Raw genomic sequence first — 21,083 nt, 5'->3', positions numbered from 1 at the left:
CGAACAGACTCCGCAGCGGGGTTCATTCGCGAGCAAGCTCGCTCCTACGAAGAGCGTTTTTACGAAGAGCGTTTCGCGCGGCCGGCAAGGGGCTCAGCCGCGCGGCACCACCTTCGTCCACCAACCGCCGTGCCGCTCGATGCGCACCGGCAGGCTCGGTGGCAGCGAATCCAGGGCCAGGTCCGTGTCGCGCAGGGAGAAGCTGCCGCTGATGCGCAGGTCGGCTAGCGCCGGGTCCAGGCCCAGGTAGCCGCTGCGGTACTGGCCGAGTTTCTCCAGCAGGTCGGCCAGCCGTATGTTGTCGGCCACCAGCATGCCGTGGGTCCAGGCGTCGGCGGTGGCGCTGTTGGCCTCCAGCGGGCCCAGGCCGTCGGCGCGCAGCAGCACGTGGCGGCCCTGGGGGACGACGGTTTCGTCGCGGCCCCGCTCGGGCTTGGCCGCCACCGCCGACTGCAGCACGCTGAGCAGGGTGCCGTCGGCCTGGCGTTCCACCAGGAAACGGGTGCCCAGGGCGCGCAGGCGGCCATCGCGGGTTTCGACGATGAATGGGCGGCTGTCGCCATGGGCGGTCTGCACCATGATTTCGCCGCTGAGCAGGACGATGCGCCGCTCGCTGGCGTCGAAACGGATGTCCAGGGCGGTGCGGCTGTCGAGCTGCACCAGGGTGTCGTCGGGCAGGCGCAGTTCGCGCAGTTCGCCGGTGCCGGTGACCACGTCGGCCAGGGCGTAGCGCAGCGGCAGGTAGCGGTTGCCCACGCCCAGCGCCAGCACCCCGGCCAGCAGTAGCGACAAACCGGTGCCGGCCAGCCGGCGCAGCTTGCGCCGCGATTCGCCCGGCGCGCGCAGCAAGGCGCTGCGCGCCGCGGGGGCGGCGGCCGCGCCCAGGTTGTGGTCGAGCATGCCCAGTTGGTGCCAGGCGCGGGCGTGTTCGCTGTGGGCGGCATGCCAGTGGGCGAAGGCGGCTTCGTCCTCGGCATGGGCCTCGCCCGAACCCAGGCGCAACTGCCAGGCGATGGCTTCGTCGAGGATGCGGACCGAGACCGGGCCCTTCATGTCGGCTCGCCGTACAGGGCGATGTAACACTGGCGCAGGCCCTGGGCGATGTACTGGCGCACCCGCGGCACCGACACGCCCAGGCGCTCGGCGATCTCGGCGTGGCCCAGGCCGTCCAGGCGGTTGAGCAGGAAGGCGCTGCGCGCGCGGCTGGACAGCTTGCCCAGCAGGCGGTCGATCTCGCGCAGGTCGGCGAGGATGAGGAACTGGGTTTCCACCGAGGGCTGCTCGGCCTCGGGCAGTTGCAGCAGCTCGTCGAGGTAGGCCTGCTCCAGCGCCTGGCGGCGCCAGTGGTCGACCAGCAGGCCCTTGGCCACGGTCACCAGGAAGGCCCGCGGTTCGCGCAGGCTGGGCAGCTCGCGGCGGCCGAGGATGCGCACGAAGGTGTCCTGGCCGAGGTCCTCGGCGCGCTGCGGGCAGCCGACGCTGCGATTGAGCCAGGCAAGTAGCCAGTCGCGGTGGTCGCGGTAGAGCGCGCCTACGAATTCGCCATTGCCAGTCTGGACTGCCGACACCTTTGCTCCCCCACCCCGATTCGGAATGAACGACAAAACGATAACTATTCGCAAATGATCGCAAAGTGCAACCAGCCTGCGCAATCGGCGCCTGTCGGTTTTCGGGAAAAAGGCGGGCCGGAAATGAAAAAACCGCCCCGAAGGGCGGTTTTTCAGCTCACGCAGGCGCGAATCAGAGGCCGTTTTTCGCCTTGAATTCGCGACGACGGCGGTGCAGCACCGGCTCGGTGTAGCCGTTGGGCTGCTTGGTGCCTTCGACGACCAGTTCCAGCGCGGCCTGGAAGGCCACGTTGTCGTCGAAGTCCGGCGCCATCGGGCGGTACAGCGGGTCGTTGGCGTTCTGCCGGTCGACCACCGCGGCCATGCGCTTGAGGCTCTCGACCACCTGCTCCCGGGTGATCACGCCGTGGCGCAGCCAGTTGGCCAGCAGTTGGCTGGAGATGCGCAGGGTGGCGCGGTCTTCCATCAGGCCGACGTCGTTGATGTCCGGCACCTTGGAGCAGCCGACGCCCTGGTCGATCCAGCGCACCACGTAGCCGAGGATGCCCTGGGCGTTGTTGTCGATCTCGTTCTTGATCTCTTCCGCGCTCCAGTTGGTGTTGGGCGCCAGCGGAATGCTCAGGATGTCGTCGACCGAGGCCGGTGCGCGCTTGGCCAGTTCGGCCTGGCGGGCGAACACGTCGACCTTGTGATAGTGCAGGGCATGCAGGGTGGCGGCGGTGGGCGAGGGCACCCAGGCGGTGTTGGCGCCGGCCAGCGGATGGGCGATCTTCTGCTCGAGCATGGCGGCCATCAGGTCGGGCATGGCCCACATGCCCTTGCCGATCTGCGCCTTGCCCTGCAGGCCGGTGGCCAGGCCGACGTCGACGTTGTTGTTCTCGTAGGCGCCGATCCACTTCTCGGTCTTCATGGCGCCCTTGCGCACCACGGCGCCGGCTTCCATGGAAGTGTGGATTTCGTCACCGGTGCGGTCGAGGAAGCCGGTGTTGATGAACACCACGCGCTCGCGGGCTTCCTTGATGCACGCCTTGAGGTTGATGGTGGTGCGGCGCTCCTCGTCCATGATGCCGACCTTCAGGGTGTTGCGCGGCAGGCCCAGCACGTCTTCGACGCGGCCGAACAGCTCGTTGGTGAAGGCGACTTCTTCCGGACCGTGCATCTTCGGCTTGACGATGTATACGCTGCCGGTGCGGGTGTTCTTGCGGGTGGTGTTGCCGTTGAGGTTGTGCACCGCGATCAGGCTGGTGAACAGGCCGTCCTGGATGCCCTCGGGCACCTCGTTGCCGTCCTTGTCGAGGATGGCGTCGTTGGTCATCAGGTGACCGACGTTGCGCACGAACAGCAGCGAGCGGCCGTGCAGGCTCAGCTCGGAACCGTCGGCCTTGGTGTAGACGCGGTCCGGGTTCATGGTGCGGGTGAAGGTGGTGCCGCCCTTGCTGACTTCCTCAGCGAGGTCGCCCTTCATCAGGCCCAGCCAGTTGCGGTAGATCACCACCTTGTCGTCGGCGTCGACCGCGGCGACCGAGTCTTCGCAGTCCATGATGGTGGTCAGCGCGGCCTCCATCAGCACGTCCTTCACGCCGGCGGCGTCGGTCTGGCCGATGGGGCTGGCGGGGTCGATCTGGATCTCGAAGTGCAGGCCGTTGTGCTTGAGCAGCACGGCTTGCGGCTTGGCCGCCTCGCCCTGGAAGGCGATGAACTGGGCGGCGTTCTTCAGGCCGCTCTGGCTGCCGTTCTTCAGGGCGACGACCAGCGCGCCGTTGTTCACGCTGTAGGCGGTGGCGTCGACGTGGCTGCCGGATTCCAGCGGCGCGGCTTCGTCGAGGAAGGCGCGGGCGAAGGCGATGACCTTGTCGCCGCGAACCTTGTTGTAGCCCTTGCCCTTCTCGGCGCCGTTCTCTTCGCTGATGGCGTCGGTGCCGTACAGCGCGTCGTACAGCGAGCCCCAGCGGGCGTTGGAGGCGTTCAGGGCGAAGCGCGCGTTCATCACCGGCACCACCAACTGCGGGCCGGCCATGTGGGCGATTTCTTCGTCGACGTTCTGGGTGCTGGCCTGGAAGTCTTCGGCTTCGGGCAGCAGGTAGCCGATTTCCTGGAGGAAGGCCTTGTAGGCCGCGGCGTCATGGGCCTGGCCAGCGCGAGCCTGGTGCCAGCCATCGATCTTGGCCTGCAGCTCGTCGCGCTTGGCGAGCAGGGCTTTGTTCTTCGGGGCCAGGTCGTTGACCACGGCCTCCACACCTGCCCAGAACTTGCCGGCGTCGAGGCCGGTACCGGGGATGGCTTCGTCGTTGACGAAGTCGAACAGGACTTTGGCGACCTGCAGGCCACCGACTTGAACGCGTTCAGTCATTGCTTGCCTCACTCTGCTCAGGACCAGCTCGGAACCCAGGCAAGACGCCTTGTAGTCCGAGCCGCGGAATACTACATGATGCCGTGGGAAAAATCAGTGGGCTGGCGTCGCGGTTAGACCAAAGAACGCATCTCAGTCACGTAGCAGCAATAATGTTCGCAAAAAACTGGTGGATTGTTCCAGATAAATCTGAAAACAGTACACGATTAATTCGGCGAGGAACCTGCGACGCCCCGTCGCAGCTGGCTCCGCGCCGCAGCCTATACTCAGGCTTCACCCTCGGAGGATCACCATGCCCATCGCCCGCGCCACCCTTGCCGACCTCGACGACCTGGTACCGCTGTTCGCCGGCTACCTGGACTTCTACGAAGTGCCGGCGCCCCCGGCGGACATCCGCGACTTCCTCGGCCAGCGCCTGGAGCGCGGCGAATCGGTGATCTACCTGGCGCGCAGCATCGACGGCGTGGGCCTGGGCTTCGTCCAGTTGTACCCCTTCTTCGCCTCCCTGGCACTACGCCCGGCCTGGCTGCTCAGCGACCTCTACGTGATCCCCGCGGCGCGCCGCGACGGCTATGGCGAGGCGCTGATGAACGCCGCCCGCGCCCACGCCGAGGCCAGCGGCGCCTGCGGCCTGCAGCTGGAAACGGCGAAGGACAACCGCAACGCCCAGGGCCTGTACGAGCGCCTGGGCTACCAGCGGGACGAACGTTTCTACACCTACTGGCTGGACCTGGGCCAGGCCCGGGGCTGACGCATCGACTCTGGAGGCTGCCATGAATCATCTCGTGCTCACCATCATCGCCCAGGACCAGCCGGGGCTGGTGGAACGCATCGCCCAATGCATCGCCGGCCACGGCGGCAACTGGCTGGAGAGCCGCATGTCGCGCATGGCCGGGCAGTTCGCCGGGATCCTGCGGGTGGCGGTGCCGGCCGAAGGCTACGACGAACTGGTGGAAGGCCTGCAGGAACTGGGCGACCACGGCATCCGCGTGCTGCTGGCCGACAGCGGCATCGAGCCCTCCTGCAACTGGAAGCCGATCCACCTCGACCTGGTGGGCAACGACCGCCCGGGCATCGTCCGCGACATCACCCGCCTGCTGGCCGAACACGGCGTCAACCTGGAGCGGCTGACCACCGAGGTGTTGCCGGCGCCCATGAGCGGCGAGCCGCTGTTCCACGCCGACGCGGTGCTGGCGGTGCCGCTGACGTTGCCGCTGGAGCAGTTGCAGCAGCACCTGGAGGCCCTGGCCGACGATCTCATGGTGGACCTGAATTTCCACAAGGAGGACTGATGCACAGGTGAAAGGCCTCCGGCCTGTGCATAAGTCTGTTGAGGAAATGTGTGTGAAGCGCTGCGAGGCCTGCCAGGCAGTGCTTTAGAGCGCAACGCTCGGCTGTGAACAGCCTGCCCGGCATTGCCCACAGTTACCGTGGGTTGTCCTGTTGGTGGGCTGTGGATGGATGGCTGCAAGCCGTGCAGCACGAGGACTTTGGCGGATCGGTCAGAAAATGATCCGTGCATGGGGCGGGTTGCATGGACGGCGGTTTATCCACGTCTTTGCACAGAAACCGTGGGTCGCGCTGTGGGCAACTGTTGTATGCCTGGCTACAGGCAGCGTGGATGCTGGGTTTGCGGGAAGTGATCAAAAATGCGCCAGGGCCGTCGCAGCCCTGCACAGAAACCCGGGAAAGCCCTGTGGAAAACCCCTGGGTAGATTGCCAGGGGCCTTTATCGGCGAGCCTTACAGGCGTTTGTACGAGTTCTGAGCAGCCATTCTCGCCGCCGTTAGGGTGTTCCGGTTGTGCGGCGGCGTTGTGGGGTTATCCCCGGCAACGCTGGATGAAGCTGTGGAAAAGTTTCGGATACCTGGCTGCAGGCCCTGCCCGTCGGGGCCTGCAGCTTGTCGCTCAGGAAATGATCAGGCGCGCCGCAGGCGGTACCAGATGTCCACGCTGTACACCACCAGCGCCAGCCAGATGCAGCCGAAGGCCACCAGGCGGGTGGAGTCCAGGTGTTCGCCGAACAGCAGAACGGCCTGCAGCAGCACCAGGGTCGGCGCGATGTACTGCAGGAAGCCCAGGGTCGCGTAGGGCAGGTGGCGGGCGGCAGCGTTGAAGCACACCAGCGGCACCAGGGTGATGGGGCCGGCGGCGGCCAGCCAGAGCGCCTGCGGAGTGGTCCAGAAGGCCAGGTGGGCGCTGGGGCCGTCGGCGAACAGCAGCAGCCAGCCCAGGGCCAGCGGCAGCAGCATCCAGGTTTCCACCACCAGGCCGGGCAGGGCGTCCACCGGCGCCTGCTTGCGGATCAGCCCGTAGAAGCCGAAGGTCAGCGCCAGCACCAGCGACACCCAGGGCAGGCTGCCCAACTGCCAGACCTGCTGGGCCACGCCCAGCGCCGCCAGGCCCACGGCCACCCATTGCAGCGGGCGTAGGCGCTCGCGCAGCACCACCAGGCCGAGCAGAACGTTGATCAGCGGGTTGATGTAGTAGCCCAGGCTGGCTTCGAGCATGTGCCCGTTGTTCACCGCCCAGACGTAGACCAGCCAGTTGCTGGCGATCAGCACCCCGCTGGCGCCGAGCACGGCCAGGCGCCGCGGGTTGTCCAGCAGCTCGCGCCACCAGCCGGGGTGTTTCCACACCAGCAGCAGGGCGGCGCCGAACAGCGCCGACCAGATGGCCCGGTGGGTGATGATTTCCAGGGCGGGGATGCGTTCCAGCAGTTTGAAGTAGACCGGGAAGAGTCCCCAGATGACATAGGCGGTCAGGCCCAGGGCATAGCCCCGGCGGGGATTGGCGGTGGCCATCGGACGTCCTTGCGGCAGAAGAAAAGAGTGGCCGCGCCATTCTAGGGGGCGCGGTCGATGTTGTCTGTGCGTTCAGTTTCCGTCGCCGGGCGGCGCGGGGAATAACCCAGAAAACAACGTAAGCGGGCCCTGCCCGCGATTTCGCGCGCAGGGCGCGCTCCTACAGGGAATGGCATCGGCGCTCGGGCTATCCCCTCACCCCAGCCCTCTCCCGGAGGGAGAGGGAGCTAGTCCGTGCCGAGAGGAGGCCTGGTTTCAGCCGGCGATCCCCGTGCTAGCCGGCTAACGCCGAAACACCCATGTACTCCGAACGGTCCCCTCTCCCTTCGGGAGAGGGTTAGGGTGAGGGGGCCGCAGGCCTGCTCGCTCGATTCCGTGCACCTATGCGCTCCGTGAGGCACGGCGTTTCTCCCGCACCTGTAGGAGCGGGCCCTGCCCGCGAAATCGCGCGCAGGGCGCGCTACTGCATGGGCACGATGGGATGGCTCAGAACAACCGCAGCGGCTCTTCGTCCAGCGCCGCCAGCTGCTCGCGCAGCACCAGCACCTGCTCGCCCCAGTAGCGCTCGCTGCCGAACCAGGGGAAGCTCGGCGGGAACGCCGGGTCGTCCCAGCGCCGCGCCAGCCAGGCGCTGTAGTGCATCAGGCGCAGGGCGCGCAGGCCCTCGATCAGCGGCAACTGGCGCGGGTCGAAGTCGTGGAATTCCTGGTAGCCATCGATAAGCTCGGAGAGCTGCAGCAGGCGCTCCTGGCGCTCGCCGGCCAGCATCATCCATAGGTCCTGCACCGCCGGGCCCATGCGGCAGTCGTCGAGGTCGACCATGTGGTAGACCTCGTCGCGGCACAGCAGGTTGCCCGGGTGCAGGTCGCCGTGCAGGCGGATGGAGGTGTAGCGGTTGTCGGCGAACAGGGCGTCCAGGCGCTTGAGCAGGTCGCGGGCCACCGATTCGTAGGCCGGCAGCAGGCTCTTGGGCACGAAGTTGCCTTCCAGCAGGGTGGCCAGGGACTCATGGCCGAAGTTATCCACAGTCAGCTGCTCGCGGTGCAGGAAGGGGCGGATGGCGCCAACCGCGTGCAGGCGGCCGAGCAACTGGCCGAGGCGGTACAACTGATCCAGGTTGCCCGGTTCCGGCGCGCGGCCGCCGCGGCGGGGGAACAGGGCGAAGCGGAAGCCGGCGAACTCGAACAGGCTTTCGCCGTCGCGCACCAGCGGCGCCACCACCGGCACCTCGCATTCGGCCAGCTCGGCGGAGAAGGCGTGTTCCTCGCGGATGGCCGCGTCGCTCCAGCGCCCGGGGCGGTAGAACTTGGCCACCAGCGGCTCGCTGTCCTCGATGCCCACCTGGTAGACGCGGTTCTCGTAGCTGTTGAGCGCCAGCACCCGGGCGTCGCTGAGGTAGCCCAGGCTTTCCACCGCGTCGAGGACCAGGTCGGGCGTGAGGGCGGAGAAGGGATGGGACATGGCGGCGATCCAGGGCAGTGAACAGGCCCCTAGTCTACGCACACCGCCACGGGATTGCTGGCCCCTGCGCCATTACGCCTGGGGGACAAAACGATGGGTATCGCTTCGCTCAACGCCATCCTACGTTGGGGTTCTCCTGCGGGCCCGGCTTCTCGTAGGAGCGAGCTTGCTCGCGAACGGGCCCCGCAGCGGAGTCGGTTCGCGAGCAAGCTCGCTCCTACGGCGTCAGTTGCCGCAGGCGCTGAACTGGAAGCCGGCCTTTGCCAGCGCCTCGGGATGCGCCTTCAGGTAGCTGAAGAAACGCTCCGCCAACTCGCGCCGCGGGCCTTCCACCAGTACCACGTAATACTGCGCGTGCGGGGCGCAGGCATAGGGCAGCGGCGCTTCGCCGCGGCCCCGGGTGTGCAGCACCTGCACGCTGTGGGCGCCGTCGTCGGCGAAGAACAGGTCGAAGGCCATGCCCTGGCCGATGTCGCGGGCCAGCTCGGCGCTGTCGCCCTCGATCAGCAGGACCTTGTTGCCGGTCTGCAACTGGTACTGGTCGGCCAGCGCCTCCAGCGCCGCCATCGGCTGGTGGCCGCTGGCTACGCGCAGGACGTCGGGGGTGGCCTGGCCGAGCGACGGCAGCAGGGCGCTGCATGTCAGCAGCAGGGGGATCAGGAAGCGGCGCATGGGCGGGGGCTCCGGCAGTGGGATGGCCTATTGGAACCCCACGGCCGGCGCCGGCCCTTGACTCAAGGCAGGCTTCGCTCAGACCGGCGTGCCGAGGATCACCTGGGCCGGGGAGAATTGCGTGCGCACCCGGCTGCCGGGGACCAGGCGCAGGATGTCGATGCGTTCCTGATCCACCAGGGCGCAGAGCATCTGCCCGCCGGGCAACTGGATGCGCACCTCGCTGGGGCCGTCGCCGGCCTCGCGGATGTCCTCGACCCGCCCCTCCAGGGCGTTGAGCCCGGCCGGGCATTCGATCTGCGGCAGGTCGACGTAGAGCCAGCCGGCCTTCATCAGCGCGACCACCGGCAGGCCCTCACGCAGCTCCAGCTTCTCGGTGCTCTCGCGGGTGATGCGCGCCTGGATGCGCGCGCCGCCGGGCAGGTCGACGCCGATCAGGTCGTTCAGGCCTGCCGGCTCGATGCTGCAGACGCGCCCGTGCAATTGGTTGCGCGCGCTGGTGCGGAGCATCAGGCGGCCGATCAGCTCCAGGTCCTCGCCGTCTTCCTCGAGGGTTTCGAGCATCCGCTCGCGCAGCTCCTCCAGGCGCTGGTACAGCGCCAGCAGGCGCTCGCCGGCCGGCGTCAGGCGCGCGCCGCCGCCGCCCTTGCCGCCGACGCTGCGTTCCACCAGCGGGCGCTCGGCCAGGTTGTTCAGCTCGTCCACCGCATCCCAGGCGGTCTTGTAGCTCATGCCGGCGGCCTTGGCGGCCTGGGTGATGGAGCCCAGCGCGGCGATCTGCGCGAGCAGGGCGATGCGTTGCGGGCGGCGGGTGACGTGCTGGGTGAGAAGGCTGAGGCTGGTCATCGTTTTCGTTGTTGTGTTCGCGATAGGGCGAGGCTGGTAGCTGCGCGGGCAAAAGGCAAGTGGAATCCGTCGGGTGCCCACGGCGGGCTCAGCCCGGCTTCGGCGTGCGGGCCAGGCAATAGACGTCCACCCGCTCTGCGCCGGCACGTCGCAGCAGTTGCGCCAGGGCCGTGGCGGTGGCGCCGGTGGTCAGCACGTCGTCCACCAGCGCCAGGTGCAGGCCGCGCAGGGCCGCGCCGTCGTCCAGGGCGAAGGCCTGGCGCAGGTTGCGCTTTCGCTCGGCCTTGTCCAGGCCCTGCTGCGCCGGGGTGTCTCGCACCCGGCGCAGCGGCTGGCGCCAGGGCAGGCCGAGGTCTGCGGCCAGGCGCCGGGCCAGCAGCTCGGCCTGGTTGAAGCCGCGCTGGCGCTGCCGGCGCGGAGCCAGGGGCACCGGCAGGAGCAGGTCGGGCAGCGGCAACCCCTCGGCGAAGGCATGGCGCAGGTGGCGCCCCAGCAACTGGCCGAGCAGCCGGCCCAGGGGCCGGTCGGCCTGGTGCTTGAAGCGGGTGATGGCGCCGTCCACCGGGAAGGCGTAGCGCCAGGGCGCCAGGACCTGGTCGAAGGGCGGCGGCTGGCGCAGGCATTCGCCGCAGGTCAGGCCGTGTTCCGGCAGCGGCAGGGCGCAGGTGTTGCAGTGGCCGCCGATCCAGGGCAGGTCGGCGTCGCAGCCGGCGCACAATGCCAGGCCGGTGTCGGCCGGGCCGCCGCAGAACAGGCACTCCGGGCGCGGGGCGAGAAGCTTGCGCAGGCGGGCGAAGGTGAGCAGGGTGGCGTCCTCCGGGTGAAGCCCCGGCGGACGCTCAGTGGATCAGCCAGCTCATCACGATCAGGCCGAGCACGGTGAGCAGGATGCCGCCGAAGAAGGAGCGCCGGACGAAGGCGCGGATGCCACTGTAGAGCAGCAACAGGCCGAGGAAGAGTAGGACGAAGCTGAAGATCGACACGTCCATTCCGATGGCCCGGGCCAGGCCGTGGAGGAACTGGTCCATGGCCGCCCAGATGGCGCCCAGCAGGCCGGAAAGGAGGTCGACGACGAAGCGGATCGCCTTGCCGAGGGTCTGGCCGAGCCAGTCGAAAGTGCCTTCTGTTTCCATGTCCGTAGCGGTTCCCGATTGTTCCGTTCATTGGAGTGGCGCAGGGGCCGCCGGGTTCAGCGCCGTGTGCTGCTCAGCTGCGGGGCCAGGAAGGACTGCCGGAAGTATTCGCGGAACGCCTTCATCGCCGGGGTGAACTCGCGGTCGCGGTGCCAGGCCAGGCCGACGCTCATCGAGGGCACCGCGTCGACCAGGGTGAGCGTCTCGATGCGTTTGCCCTCCAGCGACCAGGGACGGTAGACGAGGTCGGAGAGGATGGCCACGCCGGAGCCGTTGGCGACCATGCTGCGTACCGCCTCCACCGAGCTTGTGCGCAGGATCACCCGCGGCTGCTGGCCGCTGTGCTGCCAGTAGCGCATGGAGGATTCGCCCGCCTCGTCGACGGTCAGCATGATGTACGGCTCGCTGGCCACGTCGGCCAGGCCCACGGCGGTGCGCTCGGCCAGCGGGTGGCGCAGCGGCAGCCAGAGGCGGCGGGTGGAGCTGAACAGCGTCTCCGCGGTTATCTGTGGCTCGGTGAGGTTGCCGGTGAGCACCACGGCCATGTCGTAGCGTCCTTCGAGCAGGCCGCGCTCGATGTCCACCCGTTCCTGCTCGTGCAGGTGCAGATTCAGGTCCGGGTACCACTGCGCCAGGCGCTGCAGGTGGTGCGGCAGGAAGTAGCCCATCACGGTGTAGCTGGCCGCCACGTTCAGGCTGCCGCTGAGGTGGGTGTCCGGCAGCGGGCTGTTCAGGGCGTCCTCGACGCTGCGCAGGATGGAATAGGCGTGGTTGAGGAAATGCCGGCCGTTGTCGGTGAGGGTCATGCCCTGGGCCGTGCGGGTGAACAGCGCGGCGCCCAGCAGGCTCTCCAGTTCCTGGATGGCGCTGGTCACGGCCGACTGCGAGATGTGCAGGTTCAGCGCCGCCTGGGAAATCTGCCCGACTTCGGCGGTGGCCACGAAATAGCGCACCTGGCGCAGGGTGAAAGCCATGGGGCCGTGCTCCGAGAGGTATCTGTTTTTCAGAATCTACTGTATCGGATAATAAATCTACCCAATGCCACCCCTGCGACTTAAGGTCACCCCAACGACCTCAACAACAACGCATACAGGGGCCTGCGGCGATGCGGACAGTCGATCTCAATTCCGACATGGGCGAGGGCTTCGGCCCCTGGACCATCGGCGACGGCGTGGACGCGGCGATCATGCCGCTGATCAGCAGCGCCAACATCGCCACGGGCTTCCATGCCGGCGACCCGAACATCATGCGCCGCACCGTCGAGCTGGCCCTGGAACATGGCGTGGGCATCGGCGCGCACCCCGGCTTCCGCGACCTGGTCGGCTTCGGCCGGCGGCATGTGAACGCGCCGGCCGCCGAGCTGGTCAACGACATGCTCTACCAGCTCGGCGCGCTGCGTGAGTTCGCCCGCCTGCAGGGCGCGAGCCTCCAGCACATCAAGCCCCACGGCGCGCTCTACATGCACCTGGCCCGCGACGAGGAGGCGGCCCATGAGTTCGTCGCCACCCTGCAGCGCCTCGACCCGCAGCTGGCGCTGTTCTGCATGGACGGCTCGGCCACCTGGCGCGCTGCCCAGGCGCTGGGCCAGCCGGTGGTGCGCGAGTTCTACGCCGACCGCGACTACGACCGCAGCGGCTCCATCGTCTTCATCCGCCGGGTGCGCGCGCTCGACCCCCGGGAGGTGGCCGCCAAGGTGCTGCGCGCCTGCCAGGAGGGCAGGGTGCGCACGGTGGAGGGCGAGGACATCCCCATCGCCTTCGACTCCATCTGCATCCACAGCGACACCCCCGGCGCCCTGGCGCTGGTCGAGGCCACCCGCGCCGCGCTGCTGGGCGCCGGCATACGCATCGAGGCGCCACGCTGAGCGCCAGTCTCCACCACTGCATCTGCCATCCACACATTCGAACAATGAGGAACAGTCATGGCCGAACATCATGTGCAGTCGCCCTTGCCGGGCACCTTCTACCGCAAGCCGAGCCCGGATGCGCCCAACTACGCCGAGGTCGGCCAGCGTGTCGAGCCGGGCAGCGTGATCGGCCTGGTGGAGGTGATGAAGCAGTTCTCCGAGGTGCAGGCCGAATGCGCCGGCACCCTGCGCGCCTTCCTGGTCGAGGATGGCGAGCCGATCGAGCCCGGCCAGGAGCTGGCGACCATCGACGGCGACGCGTGAGGGCCCGACCATGCTGAAGAAACTGCTGGTGGCCAACCGCGGCGAGATCGCCGTGCGCATCATCCGCGCCGCGCGGGCGCTGGGAATCCCCACGGTCGCGGCGTGCAGCGAGGCGGATGCCGACTCCCTGGCCGCGCGCCAGGCCGACGAGGTGCGCATCATCGGCCCGGCCCGCGCCGATCGCAGCTACCTGAATGCCGAGGCGCTGCTGCAGGCGGCGCGCGACAGCGGGGCGGACTCGATCCACCCCGGCTACGGCTTCCTCTCCGAGAACGCCGCGTTCGCCGAGGCGGTGAGCGCTGCCGGGCTGATCTTCGTCGGCCCCGACGCGCGGACCATCCGCCGCATGGGCGACAAGGCCGAGGCGCGGCGCACGGCGATGGCGGCCGGGGTGCCGGTGGTGCCGGGCTCGCCGGGCGAGTTGGAGGACATCGAGGCGGCGCTGCGCTGTGCCGAGGACGTCGGCTACCCGCTGCTGATCAAGGCTTCGGCCGGTGGCGGCGGCCGCGGCATCCGCATCGCCCACGACGCCGAGGAATTGCGCCGCGAATTCCCCATCGCCCAGCGCGAGGCCCAGGCGGCCTTCGGCTCCGGCGCGGTGTACCTGGAGCGCTTCATCCGCCAGGCGCGGCACATAGAGGTGCAGATTCTTGGCGACGGCGAGCGGGTGGTGCATCTGTTCGAGCGCGAGTGCTCGCTGCAGCGGCGCCGGCAGAAGGTCTTCGAGGAAGCACCCTCCGCGGCGCTGAATCCAGCCCAGCGCGAGGCTCTCTGCGCCAGCGCCGTGCGCCTGGCCGAGAGCCTCGGCTACCGTGGCGCCGGCACCCTGGAGTACCTGTTCGATTCCCACAGCGGCGAGTTCTTCTTCATCGAGATGAACACCCGCATCCAGGTCGAGCACCCGGTCAGCGAGATGATCACCGGCGTCGACCTGGTCCAGGTCATGCTGCGCATCGCCGGCGGCGAGCCGCTGGCGCTGCGCCAGGAAGACATCCGCCTGAACGGCGCGGCGCTGGAAATGCGCATCAACGCCGAGGACCCGGCGCGCAACTTCTTCCCCTGCCCGGGCGTGGTCGAGAGCCTCGGCTGGCCCCAGGGCGACGGCGTGCGGGTGGATAGCCACCTGTACCCCGGCTACCGTGTGCCGCCTTACTACGACTCGCTGCTGGCGAAGATCATCGTCCACGGCAGGGACCGCGAAGAGGCCTTCGCCCGCGCCGAACGGGCCCTGGAGGAAACCCAACTGAGCGGCATGGCCACCACCCTGTCGCTGCACCGCTGGCTGCTGGCGGAGCCGCGCGTGCGCGCCGCGCAGTTCGACACCGGCACCCTGGAAACCTGGCTGGCCGAACGCGCGGCCGCCCTGGAGGTGTGACATGCACGAGCAGATCCGCTACAGCTTCGGCGGCGACGAGCACCTGTTCGCCGAGGTCGCCGAATCCATGTCGCTGGAAGCCTTCTTCCGCGGCATGGCGGTGACCCGCGCCGTCGAGCGCCAGGCCATCCCCGGCGTGCTGGACGTGTGCCTGGCCAACGCCTCCTTCCAGATTCGCTTCGACCCCGACCAGGTGGCCCCGCAGGCGCTGCTGGAGCAGGTGCGCGAGCTGGAGTCCCATGCCACCACCGAGCGCAGCATCCACACGCGGATCATCGAGATCCCGGTGCTGTACAACGACCCCTGGACCCACGAGACGCTGATGCGCTTCCGCGACCGCCACCAGGACCCGGCCTCCACCGACCTGGAATATGCCGCGCGGATCAACGGCTACCAGGACGCCCAGGCCTTCATCGAGGCGCACAGCGGCACGCCTTGGTTCGTCTCCATGGTCGGCTTCGTCGCCGGCCTGCCGTTCATGTACCAGATGGTCGAACGCGAGCGGCAACTGCAGGTGCCCAAGTACCTGCGCCCGCGCACCGACACGCCGAAGCTGACCCTCGGCCACGGCGGCTGCTTCGGCTGCATCTACTCGGTGCGCGGCGCCGGCGGCTACCAGATGTTCGGCGTCACCCCGGCGCCGATCTACGACCCGCAGCAGCGCCTGGGCTACCTGCGGGATTCCATGGTGTTCTTCCGCGCCGGCGACATCGTCCAGTTCCGCCCCATCGACCGCGAGGAATACGACCGCGCCGTGGCCGAGGTGGAGGCGGGCAGCTTCGCGCTGCGCATCCGCCCGGTCGAGTTCGACCTCGACGCTTTCCTCGCCGACCCGCAAGGCTGCAAGCAACGACTGCAGGAGGTGCTCCATGTCGCTTAAGGTGCTCAAGCCCGGCCTCGCCACCTCGGTGCAGGACGCCGGCCGCGAAGGCTACTACCACCTGGGCATCCCGCCCTCCGGCGCGCTCGACCAGTACGCCCTGCGCGCGGCGAACCTGCTGGTGGGCAACCCGGCCACCGCCGCGGCGCTGGAATGCACCCTGCTCGGGCCGCAACTGGAATTCCAGCGCGACGCCCTGGTGGCGGTCTGCGGCGCGGCCATGACGCCACGCCTGGACGGCGCCGAGATGCCGCTGGATTGCGCCTTCCGCGTGTGCGCCGGGCAGGTGCTGGGTTTCGACTTCATCAAGGCCGGCGCCCGTGGCTACATCGCCATCGATGGCGGCATCGACGTGCCGGAAGTGCTGGGCAGCCGCTCCACCTACGGCCTGGGCAGCATCGGCGGCTTCGCCGGGCGGCGCCTGCAGGCTGGTGACGAATTGCCCCTGGGCGCTCCCACCGGCGCTGGTCGCGAGGGCCTGGCGCTGCCACGCTCGTTGCAGATCGAGGTCGGTGGCGAAGTCAGCCTGCGGGTGGTGCCGGGGCTCTATCACCATCGCCTGACGGCCCGGGCCGCCGAGCAGTTCTTCGCCGATACCTGGACCGTGGGTTCCGAGGCCGACCGCACCGGCTTCCGCTTCAAGGGCGGCACGCCGCTGGATTTCGAGCCGCGCGAGCAGCCGTTCGGCGCCGGCTCCGACCCGTCGAACATCGTCGACGCCTGCTACCCGATCGGCTCCATCCAGGTGCCCGGCGGCCTGGAGCCCATCGTCCTGCACCGCGATGCGGTGTCCGGCGGCGGCTACGCGATGATCGGCACGGTGATCAGCGCCGACCTCGACCGCATGGCCCAGCTGCAGCCCAACCAGAAGGCCCGTTTCGTCGCCATCACCCTGGAAGAGGCGCTGGCGGCGCGGCGTCGCTACAAGCAGCAGGTCGAAAACCTGTACCGCTTCTTCCTTGCCTAGATGAGCGCGGTGGCGCCTGTGCCGGGTGCCGCCTGCGTCGTGGCGCAAGCTGGTCAATTAATAGTCACTTGTCGACTTGTGACTTCAACTTGGTTGACAGCGACCAAGGCTTACATATCATGCCTCCAAAGCCTGAACCGCCACGCCCTGCCGTGGCGGCCGAGAACAACGAGGCGTCAGCCCGCGTCCGAAGGAACTCCCCATGAGTGCAACCGCATCCATCGCCACCCGCCACGACTGGACCCTCGCCGAAGTGAAGGCGCTCTTCGAGCAGCCCTTCAACGACCTCCTGTTCCAGGCGCAGACGGTGCACCGCGCGCACTTCGACCCGAACCGCGTGCAGGTCTCGACCCTGCTGTCGATCAAGACCGGCGCCTGCCCGGAAGACTGCAAGTACTGCCCGCAGTCCGGCCACTACAACACCGGCCTGGACAAGCAGAAGCTGATGGAAGTGCAGAAGGTGCTGGAAGCGGCCGCCGAGGCCAAGGCCATCGGCTCCACCCGCTTCTGCATGGGCGCCGCCTGGAAGCACCCCTCGGCCAAGGACATGCCCTACGTGCTGGAAATGGTGAAGGGCGTGAAGAAACTCGGCCTGGAAACCTGCATGACCCTCGGCAAGCTGACCCAGGAGCAGACCCAGGCCCTGGCCGAGGCCGGGCTGGACTACTACAACCACAACCTCGACACCTCGCCGGAGTTCTACGGCAACATCATCACCACCCGCACCTACGGCGAGCGCCTGCAGACCCTGGCCTACGTGCGCGAAGCGGGGATGAAGATCTGCTCCGGCGGCATCCTCGGCATGGGCGAGTCGGTGGCCGACCGCGCCGGCCTGCTGATCCAGCTGGCCAACCTGCCGGAACACCCGGAGTCGGTGCCGATCAACATGCTGGTCAAGGTCAAGGGCACCCCGCTGGCCGAAGAGAAGGACGTCGATCCCTTCGACTTCATCCGCACCCTGGCCGTGGCCCGCATCATGATGCCGAAGTCCCACGTGCGCCTGTCCGCCGGCCGCGAGCAGATGAACGAGCAGATGCAGGCCCTGGCCTTCATGGCCGGCGCCAACTCGATCTTCTACGGCGAGAAGCTGCTGACCACCCGCAACCCGCAGGCCGACAAGGACATGCAACTGTTCGCCCGCCTGGGCATCAAGCCCGAGGAGCGCGAGGAGCACGCCGACGAGGTGCACCAGGCCGCCATCGAGCAGGCCCTGGTCGAGCAGCGCGATTCGCAGCTGTTCTACAACGCCGCATTGTAAAGCCGCTGAAGGCTAGAGGCTGAAGGCTGGACGAGGTCGCTCTTTCGTTTAGCCTTCAGCCTCCAGCCGCTTTTATCGAGGCGCCTCATGTCCTTCGATCTCGCCGCCCGTCTGGCCCAGCGCCAGGCGGACGATCTCTACCGCCAGCGGCCGTTGCTGGAGTCGCCGCAGGGCCCGCTGGTGCGGGTGGACGGCCGGCCGATGCTGGCCTTCTGTTCCAATGACTACCTGGGCCTGGCCAACCATCCCGAGGTGATAGCCGCCTTGCGCACCGGCGCCGAGCGCTGGGGCGTGGGCGGTGGCGCCTCGCACCTGGTCAACGGCCACTGCGGCCCGCACCACGAACTGGAGCTGGCGCTGGCCGAATTCACCGGGCGGCCGCGGGCGCTGCTGTTCTCCACCGGCTACATGGCCAACCTGGGCGCGGTGACCGCGCTGCTGGGCAAGGGCGACACGGTGCTGGAAGACCGCCTCAACCATGCCTCGCTGCTGGACGCCGGGCTGCTCAGTGGCGCGCGTTTCTCGCGCTACCTGCACAATGACGCGGCCAGCCTGGCGCAGCGCCTGGGCAAGGCCGAGGGCAACACCCTGGTGGTCACCGACGGCGTGTTCAGCATGGACGGCGACCTCGCCGAGCTGCCCGCGCTGTGCGCCGAGGCCAAGCGCCGCGGCGCCTGGGTGATGGTCGATGATGCCCACGGCTTCGGTCCGCTGGGCGCCAATGGCGGCGGCATCGTCGAACACTTCGGCCTGGGCCTGGACGACGTGCCGGTGCTGGTCGGCACCCTGGGCAAGGCCTTCGGCACCGCCGGCGCCTTCGTCGCCGGCAGCGAGGAACTGGTGGAGACGCTGATCCAGTTCGCCCGCCCGTACATCTACACCACCAGTCAGCCGCCGGCGCTGGCCTGCGCCACGCTGAAGAGCCTGGAGCTGCTGCGCGCCGAGAGCTGGCGCCGCGAGCACCTGGGCAGGCTGATCGCGCGCTTCCGCCGTGGCGCCGAGGCCATCGGCCTGACGCTGATGGACAGCTTCACGCCGATCCAGCCGATCCTCATCGGCGGCAGCCGCCAGGCCATGGCGCTGTCGGCCGCGCTGCGCGACCACGGCATCCTGGTCGGCGCCATCCGCCCGCCCACCGTGCCGGCCGGCAGCGCGCGCCTGCGCGTGACCTTCAGCGCCAGCCACAGCGAGGAGCAGGTCGACCGCCTGCTCGAAGCCCTGGAACAGAGCTGGCGCCAGGTCTCCACCAGCCTGCTGGCGGAACTCGACGCCGAGGAGGGCGAGGATGCGTGACCAACTGATACTGCTACCCGGCTGGGGCCTGGGCACTGCGCCCCTGGAGCCGCTGCGCGACGCGCTGCTGGAGCAGGCGCCGCACCTGCACGTCCACATCGAGCCGCTGCCGCGCGAGGCCGACCCGGCGCTATGGCTGGACGAACTGGACGACGAGCTGCCCGAAGGCAGCTGGCTGGCCGGCTGGTCCCTGGGCGGCATGCTCGCCGCCGAGCTGGCCGCGCGCCGCGGCGAGGCCTGCCGGGGCCTGATCACCCTGGCCGCCAACGCCAGCTTCCGCCAGCTCGACGACTGGCCGCAGGCCATGCCCAACAGCGTCTTCGAGGACTTCTTCGAAGCCTTCCTGCTGGAGCCGGAGCTGACGCGCAAGCGCTTCACCCTGCTGGTCAGCCAGGGCGCCCGCGACGCCCGCACCCTGGCGCGGCAACTGCAGGTGGCGCTGCCGGCGCTGGAGACCGGGGCGCTGAGCGCCGGCCTGCAACTGCTGGGGCGCCTGGACACCCGCGCGGCGCTGGAGCGCTACGACGGCCCGCAACTGCACCTGTTCGCCGGCAACGACGCGCTGGTCCCGGCCGGCGCCGCCGAGGCGCTGCTGGGCTGGTTGCCGGACGTGGAAGTGAGCACCATCGCCGGCGCCAGCCACGGCTTGCCGCTGGAGCGCCCGGACGAGGTGGCCGCGGCCATCCTGACTTTCATCCACGAGGGCGACGATGTCTGATCCCCTGGGCGGCGCGCTGCCGGACAAGCGCCAGGTCGCCGCTTCCTTCTCCCGCGCGGCCGCCACCTACGATGCGGTGGCCGAACTGCAGCGCGGCGTCGGCGACAGCCTGCTGGCGCGCCTGCCGGCCGACCTGGCGGTGCGTCGCTGGCTCGACCTGGGTTGTGGCACCGGCCACTTCAGCCGCGCCCTGGCCCGGCGTTTCGGCGAAGCCGAAGGGCTGGCCGTAGATATCGCCGAAGGCATGCTGCGCCACGCCCGCGAGCACGGCGGCGCGCAGCACTTCATCGGCGGCGACGCCGAGCGCCTGCCGTTGCGTGGCGAATGCTGCGACCTGCTGTTCTCCAGCCTGGCCATCCAGTGGTGCGCCGACCTGCCGGCGGTGCTGAGCGAAGCGCGCCGGGTGCTGCGCGAGGGCGGCGTGTTCGCCTTCAGCAGCCTGTGCGTCGGCACCCTTGGCGAGCTGCGCGCCAGCTGGCAGGCGGTGGACGGCTTCGTCCACGTCAACCGCTTCCGCGCCTTCGCCGACTACCAGGCGCAATGCGCGGCCAGCGGGCTGGAAGTGCTGCAGCTGTCCACCGAAGACCGCGTGCTGCACTTCCCCGATCTGCGCAGCCTGACCCACGAACTCAAGGCCCTGGGCGCCCACAACCTCAACCCCGGCCGCCCCGACGGGCTCACCGGGCGGGCGAGGGTGCGGGCGCTGATCGAGGCCTACGAACGCTTCCGCCAGCCCGAGGGGCTGCCGGCGACTTATAGGGTGGTCCACGCCATCCTGCGCAAACCCATCTCTTCGTAGGAGCGAGCTTGCTCGCGAACCCGTCTCGGGCTGTTCGCGAGCAAGCTCGCTCCTACAAGGGCGTTTCCAGAGGAACCCCATGCCACACGCGTTTTTCATCACCGGCACCGACACCGAAATCGGCAAGACCACCATCGCCGCCGGCCTGCTGCACGCCGCGCGCATGGCCGGGATGTCCACCGCCGCCGCCAAGCCGGTGGCCTCCGGCTGCGAGCGCCGCCCCGAGGGCCTGCGCAACGGCGACGCCCTGGCCCTGCTGGGCGAGTGCAGCCTGCCGCTGACCTACGAGGAAGTGAACCCCTTCGCCTTCGAGCCGGCCATTGCCCCGCACCTGGCTGCCCGCGAAGTCGGCGTGGCGCTGAACGTCGACACCCTGGCCGGGCCTGTACGCCACGTGCTGGCGCGCGGCGCCGACTTCACCCTGGTGGAAGGCGCCGGTGGCTGGCGCGTGCCGCTGGCCGGCGAGGAGAGCCTGTCGGACCTGGCCATCCGCCTCGACCTGCCGGTGATCCTGGTGGTGGGCGTGCGCCTGGGCTGCATCAACCATGCGGTGCTCAGCGCCGAGGCCATCCTGCGCGACGGCCTGCCGCTGGCCGGCTGGGTGGCGAACATCGTCGACCCCAGGACCTCGCGCCTGGAAGAGAACCTGGCGACCCTCGCCGAACGCCTGCCGGCGCCCTGCATTGGCCGCGTGCCGCACCTGGCCGAGCCGACGCCGTTCGCCGTGGCCGGGCACCTGGACCTGGGCATTCTCGATCTTCCGGACTGATGGCCTTTGAATATCATCGG

At 69.0% G+C, this 21,083-nt stretch carries 22 protein-coding genes; 12 read left to right on the top strand and 10 right to left on the bottom strand.

Annotation, left to right across the window (positions count from 1 at the left end):
• Positions 1-93: 93 nt before the first annotated feature.
• From M8R19_RS13255 to M8R19_RS13245, 3 genes are all read right to left on the bottom strand, one after another.
• Positions 94-1,053 carry a FecR family protein gene (locus M8R19_RS13255; protein WP_249918010.1) on the bottom strand — a complete coding sequence of 320 codons (960 nt, stop codon included), beginning with the start codon at positions 1,051-1,053 and terminating at the stop codon, positions 94-96.
• Positions 1,050-1,568: an RNA polymerase sigma factor gene (locus tag M8R19_RS13250; RefSeq protein WP_009615470.1), complete on the bottom strand. Its 519-nt coding sequence runs from the start codon at positions 1,566-1,568 to the stop codon at positions 1,050-1,052. The genes M8R19_RS13255 and M8R19_RS13250 overlap by 4 nt, the downstream gene beginning before the upstream one ends.
• Before the next feature lie 172 nt (positions 1,569-1,740).
• Positions 1,741-3,918, bottom strand: coding sequence for a malate synthase G (locus M8R19_RS13245; protein WP_249918009.1), 2,178 nt, complete (start codon positions 3,916-3,918; stop codon positions 1,741-1,743).
• A 292-nt stretch (positions 3,919-4,210) separates the two neighbouring features.
• On the opposite strand from M8R19_RS13245, the gene M8R19_RS13240 reads away from it, so the two are divergent.
• Positions 4,211-4,669 (top strand): GNAT family N-acetyltransferase, encoded by a 459-nt coding sequence (locus M8R19_RS13240; protein ID WP_116425480.1) that lies wholly within the window; start codon positions 4,211-4,213, stop codon positions 4,667-4,669.
• Between the two features lie 22 nt (positions 4,670-4,691).
• Positions 4,692-5,210, top strand: a complete 519-nt coding sequence (locus M8R19_RS13235; RefSeq protein ID WP_043269369.1) for a glycine cleavage system transcriptional repressor — start codon at positions 4,692-4,694, stop codon at positions 5,208-5,210.
• 627 nt (positions 5,211-5,837) lie between these two features.
• Here the strand turns inward: M8R19_RS13235 and rarD are convergent.
• The 7 genes from rarD to M8R19_RS13200 form a co-directional block, all read right to left on the bottom strand.
• On the bottom strand, positions 5,838-6,722 hold the full coding sequence (gene rarD, locus M8R19_RS13230) for an EamA family transporter RarD (protein WP_074984122.1): 885 nt from the start codon (positions 6,720-6,722) through the stop codon (positions 5,838-5,840).
• 486 nt (positions 6,723-7,208) lie between these two features.
• Positions 7,209-8,183 carry a serine/threonine protein kinase gene (locus M8R19_RS13225; protein ID WP_249918008.1) on the bottom strand — a complete coding sequence of 325 codons (975 nt, stop codon included), beginning with the start codon at positions 8,181-8,183 and terminating at the stop codon, positions 7,209-7,211.
• A 225-nt stretch (positions 8,184-8,408) separates the two neighbouring features.
• The gene (locus M8R19_RS13220; RefSeq protein ID WP_249918007.1) at positions 8,409-8,855 is read right to left on the bottom strand and encodes a substrate-binding domain-containing protein; all 447 of its coding nucleotides are present in this window, start codon (positions 8,853-8,855) and stop codon (positions 8,409-8,411) included.
• 78 nt (positions 8,856-8,933) lie between these two features.
• Complete coding sequence (locus tag M8R19_RS13215) at positions 8,934-9,701, bottom strand: TOBE domain-containing protein (protein WP_074984114.1); 768 nt, start codon at positions 9,699-9,701, stop codon at positions 8,934-8,936.
• Between the two features lie 88 nt (positions 9,702-9,789).
• A complete protein-coding gene (locus M8R19_RS13210; protein ID WP_502943063.1) occupies positions 9,790-10,488 on the bottom strand; it encodes a ComF family protein in 699 nt (232 codons plus the stop codon).
• 52 nt (positions 10,489-10,540) lie between these two features.
• Positions 10,541-10,834 (bottom strand): hypothetical protein, encoded by a 294-nt coding sequence (locus M8R19_RS13205; protein WP_009615487.1) that lies wholly within the window; start codon positions 10,832-10,834, stop codon positions 10,541-10,543.
• Positions 10,835-10,890: 56 nt separating this feature from the next.
• Positions 10,891-11,808, bottom strand: coding sequence for a LysR family transcriptional regulator (locus tag M8R19_RS13200; protein WP_249918006.1), 918 nt, complete (start codon positions 11,806-11,808; stop codon positions 10,891-10,893).
• A gap of 131 nt (positions 11,809-11,939) precedes the next feature.
• Between M8R19_RS13200 and M8R19_RS13195 the strand changes: the two genes are divergently transcribed.
• From M8R19_RS13195 to bioD, 10 genes are all read left to right on the top strand, one after another.
• Positions 11,940-12,698, top strand: a complete 759-nt coding sequence (locus M8R19_RS13195) for a 5-oxoprolinase subunit PxpA (protein ID WP_249918005.1) — start codon at positions 11,940-11,942, stop codon at positions 12,696-12,698.
• A gap of 57 nt (positions 12,699-12,755) precedes the next feature.
• Complete coding sequence (locus M8R19_RS13190; protein ID WP_249918004.1) at positions 12,756-13,004, top strand: acetyl-CoA carboxylase; 249 nt, start codon at positions 12,756-12,758, stop codon at positions 13,002-13,004.
• A 10-nt stretch (positions 13,005-13,014) separates the two neighbouring features.
• Positions 13,015-14,379: an acetyl-CoA carboxylase biotin carboxylase subunit gene (locus tag M8R19_RS13185; protein WP_249918003.1), complete on the top strand. Its 1,365-nt coding sequence runs from the start codon at positions 13,015-13,017 to the stop codon at positions 14,377-14,379.
• Between the two features lies 1 nt (position 14,380).
• Positions 14,381-15,259 carry a 5-oxoprolinase subunit B family protein gene (locus M8R19_RS13180; RefSeq protein WP_116425471.1) on the top strand — a complete coding sequence of 293 codons (879 nt, stop codon included), beginning with the start codon at positions 14,381-14,383 and terminating at the stop codon, positions 15,257-15,259.
• On the top strand, positions 15,249-16,226 hold the full coding sequence (locus tag M8R19_RS13175) for a 5-oxoprolinase subunit C family protein (protein WP_249918002.1): 978 nt from the start codon (positions 15,249-15,251) through the stop codon (positions 16,224-16,226). The genes M8R19_RS13180 and M8R19_RS13175 overlap by 11 nt, the downstream gene beginning before the upstream one ends.
• 202 nt (positions 16,227-16,428) lie before the next feature.
• A complete protein-coding gene (bioB, locus tag M8R19_RS13170) occupies positions 16,429-17,484 on the top strand; it encodes a biotin synthase BioB (protein WP_074984094.1) in 1,056 nt (351 codons plus the stop codon).
• 87 nt (positions 17,485-17,571) lie between these two features.
• Positions 17,572-18,777 carry an 8-amino-7-oxononanoate synthase gene (gene bioF, locus M8R19_RS13165; RefSeq protein WP_249918001.1) on the top strand — a complete coding sequence of 402 codons (1,206 nt, stop codon included), beginning with the start codon at positions 17,572-17,574 and terminating at the stop codon, positions 18,775-18,777.
• On the top strand, positions 18,770-19,495 hold the full coding sequence (locus tag M8R19_RS13160) for an alpha/beta fold hydrolase (protein WP_249918000.1): 726 nt from the start codon (positions 18,770-18,772) through the stop codon (positions 19,493-19,495). Before bioF ends, M8R19_RS13160 begins: the two co-directional genes overlap by 8 nt.
• The gene (gene bioC, locus M8R19_RS13155) at positions 19,488-20,294 is read left to right on the top strand and encodes a malonyl-ACP O-methyltransferase BioC (RefSeq protein ID WP_249917999.1); all 807 of its coding nucleotides are present in this window, start codon (positions 19,488-19,490) and stop codon (positions 20,292-20,294) included. Before M8R19_RS13160 ends, bioC begins: the two co-directional genes overlap by 8 nt.
• Positions 20,295-20,373: 79 nt before the next feature.
• Positions 20,374-21,063, top strand: coding sequence for a dethiobiotin synthase (bioD, locus tag M8R19_RS13150; RefSeq protein ID WP_249917998.1), 690 nt, complete (start codon positions 20,374-20,376; stop codon positions 21,061-21,063).
• Positions 21,064-21,083 lie beyond the last annotated feature (20 nt).

It is taken from the genome of Pseudomonas sp. R3.Fl (genome assembly GCF_023516765.1).
GTDB classification, from domain to species: Bacteria; Pseudomonadota; Gammaproteobacteria; order Pseudomonadales; family Pseudomonadaceae; genus Pseudomonas; species Pseudomonas citronellolis.
Note: the sequence above shows the minus strand (reverse complement) of the source record. Positions and strands in the feature narration are given on the sequence as shown.